This is a genomic window from Clostridium sp. C2-6-12 (genome assembly GCF_009928485.1).
Taxonomy (GTDB): Bacteria; Bacillota; Clostridia; order Clostridiales; family Clostridiaceae; genus Clostridium.
Genome location: NZ_JAABNP010000010.1, coordinates 1 through 14719, shown reverse-complemented (window position 1 = coordinate 14719; position 14719 = coordinate 1). Strand labels below are relative to the sequence as shown.

General features: G+C 26.8%; 10 protein-coding genes. All 10 read left to right on the top strand.

All coding sequences use genetic code 11. The features are described 5' to 3' along the window. Positions 1-159: 159 nt before the first annotated feature. Positions 160-999 (top strand): flagellin, encoded by an 840-nt coding sequence (locus GXK56_RS10000; protein WP_160687319.1) that lies wholly within the window; start codon positions 160-162, stop codon positions 997-999. 154 nt (positions 1000-1153) lie between these two features. Next, the gene (locus tag GXK56_RS09995) at positions 1154-3268 is read left to right on the top strand and encodes a glycosyltransferase family 2 protein (protein ID WP_160687318.1); all 2115 of its coding nucleotides are present in this window, start codon (positions 1154-1156) and stop codon (positions 3266-3268) included. 12 nt (positions 3269-3280) lie between these two features. After that, a complete protein-coding gene (locus GXK56_RS09990; protein ID WP_160687317.1) occupies positions 3281-3643 on the top strand; it encodes a hypothetical protein in 363 nt (120 codons plus the stop codon). Positions 3644-3706: 63 nt separating this feature from the next. Beyond that, positions 3707-5881, top strand: coding sequence for a glycosyltransferase (locus tag GXK56_RS09985; protein ID WP_207710262.1), 2175 nt, complete (start codon positions 3707-3709; stop codon positions 5879-5881). A 6-nt stretch (positions 5882-5887) separates the two neighbouring features. After that, positions 5888-9037 (top strand): glycosyltransferase, encoded by a 3150-nt coding sequence (locus GXK56_RS09980; protein ID WP_160687315.1) that lies wholly within the window; start codon positions 5888-5890, stop codon positions 9035-9037. 100 nt (positions 9038-9137) lie between these two features. Beyond that, complete coding sequence (locus tag GXK56_RS09975; protein ID WP_243156080.1) at positions 9138-10082, top strand: CDP-glycerol glycerophosphotransferase family protein; 945 nt, start codon at positions 9138-9140, stop codon at positions 10080-10082. 39 nt (positions 10083-10121) lie between these two features. After that, the gene (locus GXK56_RS09970; RefSeq protein ID WP_160687313.1) at positions 10122-10859 is read left to right on the top strand and encodes a phosphocholine cytidylyltransferase family protein; all 738 of its coding nucleotides are present in this window, start codon (positions 10122-10124) and stop codon (positions 10857-10859) included. A gap of 4 nt (positions 10860-10863) precedes the next feature. Then, positions 10864-12165 (top strand): phosphoenolpyruvate mutase, encoded by a 1302-nt coding sequence (gene aepX, locus GXK56_RS09965; RefSeq protein ID WP_160687312.1) that lies wholly within the window; start codon positions 10864-10866, stop codon positions 12163-12165. Positions 12166-12188: 23 nt separating this feature from the next. Then, positions 12189-13328: a phosphonopyruvate decarboxylase gene (gene aepY / locus GXK56_RS09960; RefSeq protein WP_160687311.1), complete on the top strand. Its 1140-nt coding sequence runs from the start codon at positions 12189-12191 to the stop codon at positions 13326-13328. Between the two features lie 103 nt (positions 13329-13431). After that, positions 13432-14535: a 2-aminoethylphosphonate aminotransferase gene (locus tag GXK56_RS09955; RefSeq protein ID WP_160687310.1), complete on the top strand. Its 1104-nt coding sequence runs from the start codon at positions 13432-13434 to the stop codon at positions 14533-14535. The last annotated feature ends 184 nt before the right edge of the window (positions 14536-14719 follow it).

The window sequence follows — 14719 nt, the reverse complement described above, 5'->3', positions numbered from 1 at the left end:
TAAAAGGTATAAAGTATTCCGTACACATATCGAAAAAAGAAGTAGAGCAAGTTAAATGTTAACAGTTAATCTAGCTTTAATAGTCTGAAAAGACTTTTAAAAATAAAAAACTGCCAGTACACATGGAAGTGTAGGCGTAAAATCAAGGAGGAATATAAAATGATAATTAATCACAATCTTAACGCAATGAATGCTCATAGAAATATGGGAATCAACACAGGAAATGCTGCAAAATCAATGGAAAAATTAAGCTCAGGTTTAAGAATAAACAGAGCTGGAGATGACGCTGCTGGTCTTTCAATTTCTGAAAAGATGAGAGCTCAAATCAGAGGTCTTGATCAAGCTTCAAGAAATGCTCAAGATGGTATCTCATTAATCCAAACAGCTGAAGGTTCTTTAAATGAAACTCACTCAATTCTTCAAAGAATGAGAGAATTAGCTGTACAAGCTGCTAACGATACTAACGTTACAGTTGATAGAAGTGCAATAAAAGATGAATTAAATTCATTACAAACTGAAGTTGATAGAATTGCTAAAACAACTCAATTCAATGAAAAGAATCTTTTAGATGGTTCTTTAAGTGGTGGTGGAGTTTCAGGTGCTGTACTTCAAATAGGTTCTAACAGTTCAACAGATTTAGCATTAGAAATCAAAATTAATAAGATGGATTCTGCTTCTTTAGGAATTTCTGCAGCATCTATAAATGTATCAAGTAATACTTTTGCTAGAACATCTATTGATAGAATTAACAAAGCTATTAAAGATGTTTCAACTCAAAGATCAAAACTTGGAGCATACCAAAACAGATTAGAACATACTATATCTAACTTAGATAATGCATCTGAAAACTTACAAGCTGCAGAATCAAGAGTTAGAGACGTAGATATGGCTAAGGAAATGATGAACTTCAGTAAGAATAACATCTTACAACAAGCTGCTCAATCTATGTTATCACAAGCTAACCAAGCACCTCAAGGTGTATTAAACTTATTAAGATAATACTTAATGAAAATAAAAAGAAGTCATTTTATGACTTCTTTTTATTTTGCTCTAAATAGCACTAAAAACTATTAATTGACATATTTATCTCAAGTAATTTGAATAAAGGTCGATAAAAAACTATAAGATTAAATTTAATTTAGGAGCGAAAATTATGAAGCTTAGTATTGCAATGATAGTTAAGAATGAAGAGAAGAATTTAGAGAGAACATTAAAGCCTTTAAAAGAATTAAATAAATATATAAATACTGAAATAATTATTGTAGATACAGGTTCTGAAGATAAAACCATAGATATAGCTAAAAAATATACAGATAAAGTTTATTTTCATAAATGGAATAATAATTTTGCTGATATGAGAAATATATCGCTTGAGTATTGCACAGGAGAATGGGTGTTAGTACTTGATGCAGATGAATATCTATATGATGTTGAAACTTTAGGAAAATTGCTTAATAGTAATAAAATTAATGGATATAAATCTGCATACATTCAAATAGCTAATTTTAATAAGGATATAGAGAATTCTATAAATAATGGATTTATAACAACATTAATTAGGCTGTTTAAAAATAATACAGTTAAATATGAAGGGATTATACATGAACAACCTAAACATGAGTTGCCGATTTTATATACTAATATAAGAGTTGTACATTACGGATATGATAATAATGATTATGATTTAATGGAATATAAATTTAAAAGAAATTTGGAATTGCTTTTTAAGCAACTTGAGAATAAAAAAAATTCTGAAAGCATGAATATATATATATTGTTTCAAATTTCTACGTCTTATGCAATGCATAAGGATGTAAGTGAGGCTATGAAATATGTAAAAATAGCATATGATAAAGCTAAAAGCGATATTGGAACGTATATATATGTTCTAAATAGATATTGTCATCTTTTATATAACATGAAAAATTACGAGGAACTCATACTTAAAGCAAAAGAAGCTTTAAAACATTGCGATAATTTTTTGGATTTTTATTTTTATTTAGGAACGGCATGCTTCAATTTAAATAGGTATGATGAAGCTATAGAAGCATATAAAAAATATTTGTATTGCCATAAAGAATTGTGTGAAAATAACATACAAATAACCAACACATTAAGCATACTTACAAGAGAATATAAAGATACGATTATATATAATTTAGCTGTTTGTTATTTTAAAGAAAAAAACTATAAAAAAGCATTAGTTACCTTGCTGAAGGTTAGTAATAAAGAATTATTAGAGAATAAAGCACATTTTATTCTTAGAATAATTGTAGAAGGTAAACTATGGGATGAAATATTTGTCGTGGAAGAGTTTCTTAATAAGTATAACTATGAAAATATATTATTATACATTCAAACAGAATTATCAATGGATGAGCTTGAAGATATTTTGACTAGAAATACGCAAGGCACTATATATAAAATAGTGAGCTTGATAAAGTATTATAAAGAAAATAATAATTTAAATGAAAATCAAGTAAATCAAATAAAAAAAATAATTGAAGAAGATAAAAAGCCATACTCAATATATGTTTATTATTTACTTAAATATGATATGAGTGAAATAAAATTTTTGTGCAAATATGGGAAAGACGCATTGGAAAATATAATGATAAATTTATGCAACACTTACTATGATTTTAATGAAATATTATTAAAAGAATTAAGAAAATATAATTCTGAAATGCTAGATTATAATTTAAAAGCAGTAATGTTAAAAGCACTTATGCTTGGAGGAAATCTTCCAAATGACCAAAAGAAGAATGTGTTCTTAAGTTTTATATATGAAAAGTATTTTTCTATTGTAAAAAATTACAATAGAGAAACCATAGAAAAAAAATTATGGGTACTTACAGATGAAGAAAGGTTTATTATAGAATTAAAGAACGCATTAAGTTATAGATTTATAGATACTATTCAATATATTAGGAGATTAAAAGAAATATTACATATAGATAAAAGATTTATTGATTATATAAAAATAATAATAGAAGATAAAACCATAGAAGTTAATACGAGTTTTAAAGAATTTTTACCAGAATTAATAAGAAACATAAATTATCTTATAGATGAAAAGAAATTTAATGAAGCAAATGATACTATTGAGGAGGCGTTAGCATTAGTGAAATTTGATTTTAATCTAATGAATTTAAAATATAAATTATTAAGATTATTAAATAAAGATAAAGAAGCGAAAGAATGTTTAGAAGAATTGGTATTAAATGGACCAGATGATGAAGTTATTAAACTAATAAATAATATATAGTGAGGGATTAAAATGGAAAAAACGTTTATTGAACAACAACTTGAAGGACTACAAACAGCGGATAATTATATATTAAAATTAATAAATGGTATTGATATGTATTTTAATTATATAAAAGAAGACAGAGAGGAAGAAGCAAATAATTTGCTTTCACATATAGTTGAAGGAATAGAATGGATTATTGAAATTGCTAGATTAACCAAAGATGTTCAAAAGAAAAATATGGATGAAAGAACAATGGATGAATATAAAAGTGAATTGATAATATTTTTTAATGAAGGCAGTATAGATGAAGGATATAAGGTATTAGATGAAAAAGTTTTACCGTTATTAAGAGAATGGAATAATATAATTAGCAAAAGTATATCAGCATAATTTACGTTATAAGAATAAGAAAATGTTTTTAGAGCAATGCCGATTGGAAAATCAAGAAAAAATATGAGATGTATTAATCAGCAAGGAGCAATTGGGATGAATAGTGAAGAAATAAAAGTTCAAATTCAAAAATACATAGAAGAGGGTCTAGTAGAAGATGCAAATGAAGCAATAGAATTGTATAAAAATAATATTGGATATGACGATGAAATAGCAAGTATGGAAGCTATAATAAATATGTATAGTGGCGATTATGGGAAAGCAATTAATTGTATTAAATCTGGACTTGAAGTGAATATATTTAATAGTGATTTATATTTTACCATGGGTAATATTTATGAAATGAAAAAGGAATATAATAGGGCATATTTGTGTTATGAACATGCATTAACTTGTTCAAGTAGTGAAGAAAATGCAAAAATAATAATAGATGCAATAAATAATTTGAAAGCTAATGTAAATATTACAGTAAAAAATTATTCAATTGTTATTTTAACTTATAATAATCTAGAATATACGAAAGTTTGTATAAATAGTATTAAAAAATATAATGGGTATGATAATTGTGAAATTATTATAGTAGATAATAATTCTACAGATGGAACAGCAGAATGGATAAAAGAGCAAGAAGGAATAAAATATATATTGAATGAAGAGAATAAAGGTTTTCCGATTGGTTGCAATCAGGGGATTGGAGTTGCTAAAAGAGATAATGACATTTTTCTTTTGAATAATGATACTGTTATTATGCCTAATTCGATATTTAATTTAAGAATGGGATTGTATTCAAGTGAAGAAATAGGAGCAACTGGATCTATAAGTAACAGTGTTTCATATTATCAACAAATTAATGAATGCTATGACGATTTTGATGGATATATAAATTTTTCATTGAAAAACAATATAACAAACGAAAATTCTTACGAAGAGAGAATTAAATTAGTTGGTTTTGCTTTGCTTATTAAGAGATGCGTTTTGGATAAAGTTGGATTGCTTGATGAGAGATTTACTCCTGGAAACTTTGAAGATGATGATATTAGTTTGAGAATAATAATGGAAGGTTATAAGTTACTTTTATGTAAAGATAGTTACATTCATCATTTTGGAAGTATCAGTTTTAAAGAAAATTCAGAAAAATATACAGATATATTAAAAATAAACTCTGATAAATTTATGGAAAAGTGGGGATTTAGAAGTGAGCACTATAATAGTATACGTTATGATCTAATAGGGCTAATGGATAAAAAATATAATGAGCCTATAAATATACTTCAAATAGGATGTGGAACAGGAGCTACATTGTTGGCTATTAAGGATAAATATCCTAATAGCAATTTATATGGAATAGAATTTAACGAAAATGCTTCAATATTAGCAAGAAAAAATGCACAAATTTCTGCTGAAAAAATAAAAGAAGATAAAATAAATTATGAAGATGAATATTTTGATTACATAATATTTTCAGATGTATTTGAACAAAGTTATAATCTAGAACATGTTTTGAAAGTTATGAAAAGATATTTGAAATCTGATGGATATATATTAGTAAGTATATTAAATGCAAACAATTATTCATTAATTAAGGGATTAATTAATGGAAGCACGAGCTATGAAGGAGATGAATTGCTAAATAGAACTAATATGAAGTTGTTTACTAAAAATGAAATAGTAAAAATATTTTGTGATTGTGGATACGAAAATATTTCTGTTGGATCAATGAAAGGATACATTAATGATGAAGATAGGAAATTTATTGAAGAAATAAGCAAACTAAGTGATATGTCTATTAAAGACGAATTTGAGACGTATCAATATTTGATAAGAGTTAAAAAGAAATGTGATCAAAATGAAAAAAATAAAAGAAGATGTTCACTTTTAATTAGAAGAATAGAATTTGAAATTGATGTGGAAAAAAGTATAGAAGATATTATTCAGTATTTAAAATCGAATTTAATTGATGAAAATATTATATTGGATGTTATAGATAAAGATATAATAAATAAAATAGATATGCTAAATTTAATAGCTATTAAATGCTTTGAAAATGAATTGTTAGATAAGGTAATTCCATTATTAACCAAAGCGTACGAAATTTCACCACAAGATTTAGATACTAATTATAATATTGCGTATGTATTAAATATTATTGGAGAAAAAGAATTAGCGATAGAATACTTAAATAAATTAGAAACAACCAATAATAACATTGAAGAATTAAAAGAAATGATTGGAGAATAGAGTTGTATGGAAAATAGTATAGCCTTTATAACATGCGTAAATGATGAAGAAAGATATGAGGAATGTATTAAATATATTGATAGTTTATACATACCGGATGGAATTACTAAAGAAAAAATAGCAGTAAGGAATGCTAAAAGCATGACATCAGGATATAATCAAGCAATGAATAGTAGTAATGCTAAAATTAAAGTTTATTTACATCAAGATACATTAATTGTAAATAAAAATTTTATATTAGATATATTGGTTATTTTTGAAAGAAATGACAAGGTAGGTATGCTCGGAGTTGTAGGAGCAAAGAGCATACCACTTAGCGGAATATGGTGGGAATCAAATGATAAATATGGTAAAGTTTTTGAAAATAGCAATAGTATTATGAATGAACTTAAATTTAAAGATGTTAATTCAAGATTTGAAGAGGTAGACGCAATTGACGGATTAATCATGGTTACTCAATATGATATTCCGTGGAATGAAAGCAAATTTAAAGGATGGCATTTTTATGATTTGTCTCAATGTATTGAGTTTGAAAAAAGAGGATACATAATTGCGATACCACAACAAGTAACTCCTTGGGTATTACATGATTGTGGTATAGTTAGTACTAATAATTATGATATGGAAAGAAAGTTGTTTATAAATGAGTATCAAGAACAATTCTATCCTAAAGTATCTGTAATTGCAGTTGATTGTTCAGATGAAACTATACAATCATTTATAAATAACCAAAGTTATAGTAAGATTGAAATGATTAGTATAAATGAAAATGAATGTTATATACCAAATGTAATTAATTATAAATGGAGAAATGAAGAAGATAAGTATGCTGGTCTTATTGATGTAATAAATAGTTGTTCTGGCAATTATATTACATTTTTAGAAAACGACGATTATTGCATAAATAATAAAATAGAGTATATGTTAAATTATATGATTCAACATAATTCAATAGATGTTTTGTTTTGTCAAAGAAAAAAAAGAGATGAAAATAATAATGTTTTAAGCGATAATATTTTGAAAAAGTATAATAAAGCTAGTAATTGTGTTTTTGATGGGAAAGAGTTTCTAAAATTTTGTGTTAATGAAAATGAAAATTTGTTTGGTAATTTATCAACTATGTTATTTAAAAAAAGTGCATTAAATAAAAATAGTGTAGTTAATAATTCATATGAGTTATTATATAAATTTAAATTTATTGTAAATGCAATTGTTTTTAATAATATAGGAGTAATAGAAAATGAATTTATAATAAATAAAAGAAAAAAGTTTATTCCGTCTTTACTTAAAGAAGAAATAAATGAATATATTAATTTGTGTATTGAATTATGTCAATGCAATATAATACAAGACATTCTTAAAATATATGAAAATATTGAGAAAATTTTACCGTGGACATATTTAGATGATACATATAAATGGTTTTGTAAAGAATATGAAAAAGCATTAAAAAATAATAATATAGAAATTAAGTATAATTCTAAGTATAAATATAATGCTGATTATAAAGTATTTGTAGGAAGAAATTATAATTATGTTGATTATAGTGATGGTAGTGAAAATTATATTTATGAGGTATTTAAGAGAGAAGAGTGCATTTCGTCATATCCAGTTGAGTTAGGAAAATATATAAAAGATTGGGCAAGTGAATATCATCTTACACAAGTAAGAACTAATCTGTTACACTCGATAGAAGAATTAATTACAGAGAAAGGAAAGGCTCTTGAGTTAGGTGCAGGCATGGGGGCATCTACAAATTGGTTAGCAGATATATTTGAAAATGTTCATTGTATAGAAGGTAGTATAAGTAGAGCGAAAGCTCTTAGAGAAAGAAATAAGAAAAATGAAAATGTAAAAGTGTTTGTAGATGATTTAAATAACGAAAATTTCCCGGAAAATAATTATGATATGATAACATTATTAGGAGTATTAGAATATTTACCGTTTTATTCTAAGGAGGAGCCGGAAAACGTTTGTAAAAAAATGCTAGAAAAAATAAATAATAATTTATCAGAGAAAGGTATTTTTGTACTAGCAATAGAAAATAAAATGGGAGAAAAGTATTTCGCAGGTTGTGCTGAAGATCATAATGGAAGGCTTTTCTCAGGGATAAATGGATATCCAGAAAAATCACCAATAACATTCAGTAAAAAAGAATTAACTAATATGCTTAAAGAATCAGGATTTAATAATGTTAAATTTTATTTCCCATTTCCAGATTATAAATTACCTCAATGCGTAATAAAGGAAGATAAAGATATTGAAAATTTTGATGTTGGGGCTATTAATAGGGGAAATTCTCTTCAGTATTCTGGTCAAAGAGAATATCTAATGATGGAACCACTTACGTTGAACTCGTTAAATCAAGCAGGATTATTATTTGATATGTCAAATTCTTTTTTAGTAGTTTGTTCAAAACAGGAGAATGTTGACTTAGAAACTAAATATTTAATTAGAAAATATTCAAATAATCGTATAAAAAATGAACTTCATCATTATTCGGATTTTATTAAAAAAGATAATGAATATTATGTTGAAAAAAAGGTTATTGGAAAAGGACAAAGTTATTATAGTGATGATAATTTAGATTTTAAACTTCAAGACAGCAAGATTATAAAAGGAAAGAATGTAATAATAGATGTGTACAAATCTATATTAAAGAGAGATAATCTCCATTCTTTTGAAATACTATGCAGAAGATTAAAAGAAGAAATAGTAAATCAATATTCAACAGAAAGAAATGATGAAGATGGCTATAGAATTGTGAAAGCAGAAGCATTTGATTTTGCCTTTAATAATATTATTGAAAAAGATGATAAATGGATTTACATTGACAAGAAATTTAATTTTAAAGGATATATAAGTGAAGACTTTGTTATGTTTAGAGCTATAAAAAATATTTATATTGATATGAATCCATATATTCCAATATATTCGTTGGAGGAATTTGCTATAAGTATTATGAAAAAAATATATACCAACTTCAGTAAAGAAAGATATACTTTGTTATGTGAAATGGAAGAAAAATGTTTGAATTCAATATATTATAATTATAAATACCATGATATTAAAACAGGTATATTTAATAAATCCTTAGATATAAAAAATGATATATTAAATGCATTACTTGCAGAAAGACGTGATAATAATGAATAATATAAATAATGAAATAAGTTTTTTTTATTCTGATAGGGGAGAATATTTTAACTTAATACCTTTATATAATGAGGCGGAAAAAAGAGGGTATAAAGTGAAAATGACAAATAATTTGAATGAGAAAGCTGAGATTGGGGTTTACTGCCAGCATGCCCACGTGTTACAACCCGAAAATTCTAAATTTTCATTAATACTACTACATGATCTTAGTCAAGGACATCTGAGATGGCCTGATATATGGGAAATAGAAAAGTGGAATAAGTTTGATATAGGTATTTTACCAGGAAAAGTATGGACGGAATTATGGCAAGATTCTTCATTTGATATTAGTGCGTGGCCAAGGCATGGGGTTTATGAACTTGGATACCCTAAATCGGATTATGTTGTTGACAAAGATATTAAAAGAAATGCTGATAAATTAAAAGAAAAGTTAAATCTTAAATATGATAGAACTATATTGTATGCTCCATCTTGGGAAAATGATAATAAAGAAGATGAGTTTATAGAAAGCTTAAGGTCATTAGAAGTAAATTTATTAATAAAACAAAATGCATGGCCTAAAGAGTATCAATTTGTAATAGATAATATAGAACGAATGAGAAGGCTTCATGAAGGAAAATATGATAATTTATTTTATATTGAACCTGAAGAAAGTATATTCACTGCATTAGCGATAAGTGATTTAGTGGTATCAGATGAATCTAGTGTTATGGCAGAAGCATTAATGTTTGGAATACCAAGTATAGCTATTGAAGATTGGTTAATTCCAGATTGCGTTCCTAGTAGATATGCAAGTGCACCTTTTGATTATGTATATAAGTGCAAAAAAATTGATATGTTGAAAAACGTAACTAACATTTTGTTTAGTGAAAATAAATCCATTGATATTGAAAAGCATAGAAGTGAATTGTTTTCATTATCAGGAGATAGTTGCAAATATATTTTAGATTTAATTGATTTCTATATTAGGGGAAATAAAAATGAATCGTTTGTGAAATTTAAGATTGAACCTAAATACAAACCTGGAAAAATATTGTGGGATTAAATTTAGTGAATCAAAATACAAATAGGAGAAGTAATGAAAATGCAAATACAAATTGCTGTAATATTAGCAGCAGGAATGGGGACAAGGTTAGAAGGTATTACCAACAATAGAATACCAAAAGGCTTTCTGGAAGTGAATGGTAAAACATTAATTCATAGAACGATTTTTAAATTGAAAAATCAAGGAATAAAAAAAATATATATAGTAACTGGACATTTAAATGAGTTTTATGATCAGCTTAAGGATAATGATATTGAAATAATAACCATTAAAAGTGATTACTATAAAATTAAGGGAAGCATGTCTTCTTTAGCTGTTTTAGAAAATGAGATTCATGAAGATTTTATCTTATTAGAAAGTGATATAATATATGAAAAAAGAGCATTAGAAGCTGTTATTAATTTTTCAAAAAAGGATTGCATTTTAATTAGTGGTGCAACTAATTCTGGTGATGAATGCTATATTGAAGTAAAGGATGATAATTTATTTAAGATATCAAAGAATAGAAATGAACTGGGTAATGTTTATGGAGAACTAGTAGGGGTATCCAAGATATCAAATGAATTATTTAATGAAATGATAACTGAATATAAAAAAAGTACTATTAATCAATATCATTATGAGGATGCTATTTTTGATGTGGCAAGAAGAAGAGATATTGGCTATTTTAAAATTGATAACTTAATTTGGGGAGAAATAGATGATTCAAATCATCTTAAAAGAATAGAAAATATTATATTACCTCAATTGATAAATAAGGGAGAGGAAAAGTGGTAATTTTATGAATAAAAGAGTTTATGTTGCAATGAGTGCTGATATAGTCCATTATGGTCATCTTAATATAATTGAAGAGGCGAGAATGTTGGGAGAAGTAATAGTTGGGCTACATACTGACGAAGTTATTTCGGATTATTATAGACATCCAATAATGAGCTATGAAGAAAGAAAAAAAATTGTTGAGAATATTAAGGGAGTTGTAGAGGTTATACCTCAAAATACGTTAGATCAAGTCCCTAATATATTAAAAATTAAACCGGATTATGTAGTTCATGGAGATGATTGGAAAACAGATTTTCAAAGCAAATTGAGAGAAAATGTAATAGAAACAATTACTGCTTGGGGAGGAAGACTAATAGAAATTCCTTATACACAAGGCGTTTCTATAGCTAAACTTGAAGAAACTATAATGGGAATAGGCATTACGCCACAAATGAGAATGAAGAAATTAAAAAATCTCATTTATTCAAAAAAAATTGTTAAGATATTGGAAGCACATAACGGATTAACCGGTCTTATTGTTGAAAAAACCAAAATTGAAAAAGAAGGAAAAGTTAAAGAGTTTGATGGAATGTGGATAAGTTCATTATGTGATTCGACTGCAAAAGGAAAACCAGATATAGAATTAGTTGATTTAACATCTAGATTAAATACTATTAATGATATTTTAGAAGTAACTACAAAGCCAATAATTGTAGATGGAGATACAGGGGGACAAATTGAGCATTTTGTATATACAGTAAAAACTTTGGAGAGATTAGGAGTTTCAGCTATAATAATAGAGGATAAAACTGGCCTTAAGAAAAACTCTTTATTTGGAACAGATGTTGAGCAAACTCAAGATAGCATTGAACATTTTAGTGAAAAAATAAGAAAAGGGAGAGAAGCAAGGGTAACTGGAGATTTTATGATAATTTCAAGAATTGAGAGTTTGATTGCTAAGGCTGGAATGGATGATGCAATAAAAAGAGCAAGAGCTTACATAGAAGCAGGAACCGATGGAATAATGATTCATAGCAAAGAAAAAGATGGTAATGAAATAATTGAATTCTGCAGAAGATATAATGAATTTGAAAATAAGGTTCCGCTTATAGTAGTTCCAACATCATATAATTTTATGAAGGAGGATGAACTGGCTGAATTGGGTGTTAATGTAGTGATTTATGCAAATCATTTGATAAGGAGTGCTTATCCAGCCATGGTAAACACTGCAAAAAGCATTTTGGAAAATGAAAGATCTAAAGAGGCATCAGAAAATTGTATGCCAATTAAAGAAATACTTACTTTGATACCAGGTGGTATGTAATAATATGTCTAGGAGTAACTAAGATGATTGAAGTTAAAAGTTTTTATGAAGAGTTAGCGGCAAATGAAATTGATTTTTTTACAGGTGTTCCAGATTCTCTATTAAAATCATTTTGCGCGTATATTAAAGATAATGTATCTGATAATAAAAATATAGTATCAGCAAATGAAGGAAATGCGGTAGCATTAGCAGCAGGATATTATTTGGCTACTGGGAAATGTGGTCTTGTATATATGCAAAATTCAGGAATTGGAAATGCTTTAAATCCACTTGTATCTCTTGCAGATAAGTTGGTTTATAGTATACCAATGCTTTTATTAATTGGATGGAGAGGTGAGCCTGATAAAAAAGATGAACCTCAGCATAAAAAACAAGGATTAATTACGCTTGAACTGCTAGACACTATGGGGATTGCTTATGAAGTTCTAGAAGAAAAAGTAGATAATAATGAAATGAAAAGAAAAGTAAAGAAAGCTAATGAGTATATGGAAAAAAATAAAGAACCGTATGCTTTAGTTATAAAAAAAGGAACTTTTGCTGACTATACACTTAAAAATATTAATATATTAGATTTTGATATGACTAGAGAAGAGGCAATTGAAATTCTACTTTCAAAGATTGGAGAGGAATCAATAATAGTATCAACAACTGGTATGGCATCAAGGGAACTATATGAATTAAGAGAAAAACGAAAAGAAAATCATAGTAAGGATTTTTTAACTGTAGGTTCTATGGGACATGCTTCTCAGATAGCATTAGGAATTGCATTAAATAAGAAAGATAAAGATATATATTGTATTGATGGAGATGGTGCAATGATTATGCATCTTGGAGGAATGGCTATAATAGGAAATCAAGAGCCTAAGAATTTCAAGCATATACTAATAAATAATGGAGCTCATGATTCAGTTGGTGGCCAGGAAACAGTTGGATTAAAATTAGATACAGTAGGATTAGCGATGGCATGTGGTTATAAGATATGTAATTCTTGTAGCACTAAAAAAGGCTTACTAAAGTATTTAGATGAAATAATAAATAGTAAAGAAAGTTCGTTTTTAGAGATTAAAGTAAAACCAGGTGCTAGGGATGATTTAGGAAGACCTCAAAATACACCAATTGAAAATAAAGAAGCTTTTGAGAAGTTTTTGAGAACTAGTCTATAAATTAGTAGTTTGCATATGAGATAGTTTATTATATATGAGTTTCTCAAGATGTATTTTATTTGAAAGAAGTACAAAAAAATGAATTTTGAAAGAAGGTTTAGATGTGGAGGTTAAAAGAAACGTATTGCTTAATCCGGGACCAGCTACTACTACGAATAGTGTAAAATATGCACAAGTTGTTCCAGATATTTGTCCTAGAGAATCAGAATTTGGAAAGGTTATGGAGTTTGTATCAAAGGAGCTTACAAATTTTGTAGGAGATAATGAGAATTATACAACTGTATTATTTGGAGGATCAGGAACAGCAGCAGTTGAAGCTATGATTAGTTCGGTGGTCGGCGAAAAAACTATATTGATAATAAATAATGGTGCATATGGAAACAGAATGGTTGAAATCGCAAAAATATATAATTTAAATTTTATAGAGTATAAAAGTTCGCCGATTAAAGCGATAGATTTAATTGAGCTGGAAAAAGCTATTAAGAATTATAGTGGTGAAATAAGTCACTTAGCGGTAATTCACCATGAAACAACAACAGGATTATTAAATGACGTTAAAAATATAGGGACGATTTGTAAAAAATATTCAATAGACATGATAGTTGATGCTATGAGTTCTTTTGCAGGTATTCCTATTAATATGGATGATATGAACATTAAGTATTTAGCATCAAGTTCAAATAAGTGTATACAAGGCATGGCTGGAATAAGCTTTGTAATAGCAAATATAAAAGCATTGGAAAAAACTAAAGAAATTAAGCCGAGAAATTTGTATCTTAATTTATATAATCAATATTCATACTTTGTAGATAATTATCAAATGAGATTTACGCCACCTGTTCAAGTAATATATGCGCTAAAACAAGCTATAATAGAAACTAAGAAGGAAACAATAGAAAAGAGATATAATAGGTATGTTGAGTGCTGCAAAGTATTGTGGATGGGGCTTAAAGACATTGGCTTAGAAAAACTTGTTTCAGAAGAAGATTCTTCAATGTTACTAACAACTATAATAGAACCCAAAAATGAAGAATATGAGTTTGATAAGCTTCATGATGAATTATATAAGAATGGTTATACAATTTATCCTGGAAAAGTATCATTAGAAAATACATTTAGAATAGCGAACATTGGAGAAATATATCCCGATGATATAAAAAAAGTTATAGAAATTATGAAAAAATTTTTTAAAAATATGATTGTTTAAAAATTTGAATTTATATATTGTTTAGAATTAGATGTAAAAATATATTTACATATAGCTAAATGAAAAAAATGAAGTAGTTATTAACAATCTAATAGTATTAGGTTGTTGAATAACTAATTTTTACAAATAGTTATTCAAGAAAATATTCTTAGGAATCATAGATTCCAAGGATATTTTCTTGTTT

What these genes read in the sequence shown, in the direction of transcription:
- GXK56_RS09985 (WP_207710262.1), top strand. Translation starts at nt 3,707, where the DNA reads ATGAGATGTATTAATCAGCAAGGAGCAATTGGGATGAATAGTGAAGAA.
- GXK56_RS09990 (WP_160687317.1), top strand. Translation starts at nt 3,281, where the DNA reads ATGGAAAAAACGTTTATTGAACAACAACTTGAAGGACTACAAACAGCG.
- GXK56_RS09970 (WP_160687313.1), top strand. Translation starts at nt 10,122, where the DNA reads ATGCAAATACAAATTGCTGTAATATTAGCAGCAGGAATGGGGACAAGG.
- GXK56_RS09995 (WP_160687318.1), top strand. Translation starts at nt 1,154, where the DNA reads ATGAAGCTTAGTATTGCAATGATAGTTAAGAATGAAGAGAAGAATTTA.
- GXK56_RS09980 (WP_160687315.1), top strand. Translation starts at nt 5,888, where the DNA reads ATGGAAAATAGTATAGCCTTTATAACATGCGTAAATGATGAAGAAAGA.
- aepY (WP_160687311.1), top strand. Translation starts at nt 12,189, where the DNA reads ATGATTGAAGTTAAAAGTTTTTATGAAGAGTTAGCGGCAAATGAAATT.
- aepX (WP_160687312.1), top strand. Translation starts at nt 10,864, where the DNA reads ATGAATAAAAGAGTTTATGTTGCAATGAGTGCTGATATAGTCCATTAT.
- GXK56_RS09975 (WP_243156080.1), top strand. Translation starts at nt 9,138, where the DNA reads ATGACAAATAATTTGAATGAGAAAGCTGAGATTGGGGTTTACTGCCAG.
- GXK56_RS10000 (WP_160687319.1), top strand. Translation starts at nt 160, where the DNA reads ATGATAATTAATCACAATCTTAACGCAATGAATGCTCATAGAAATATG.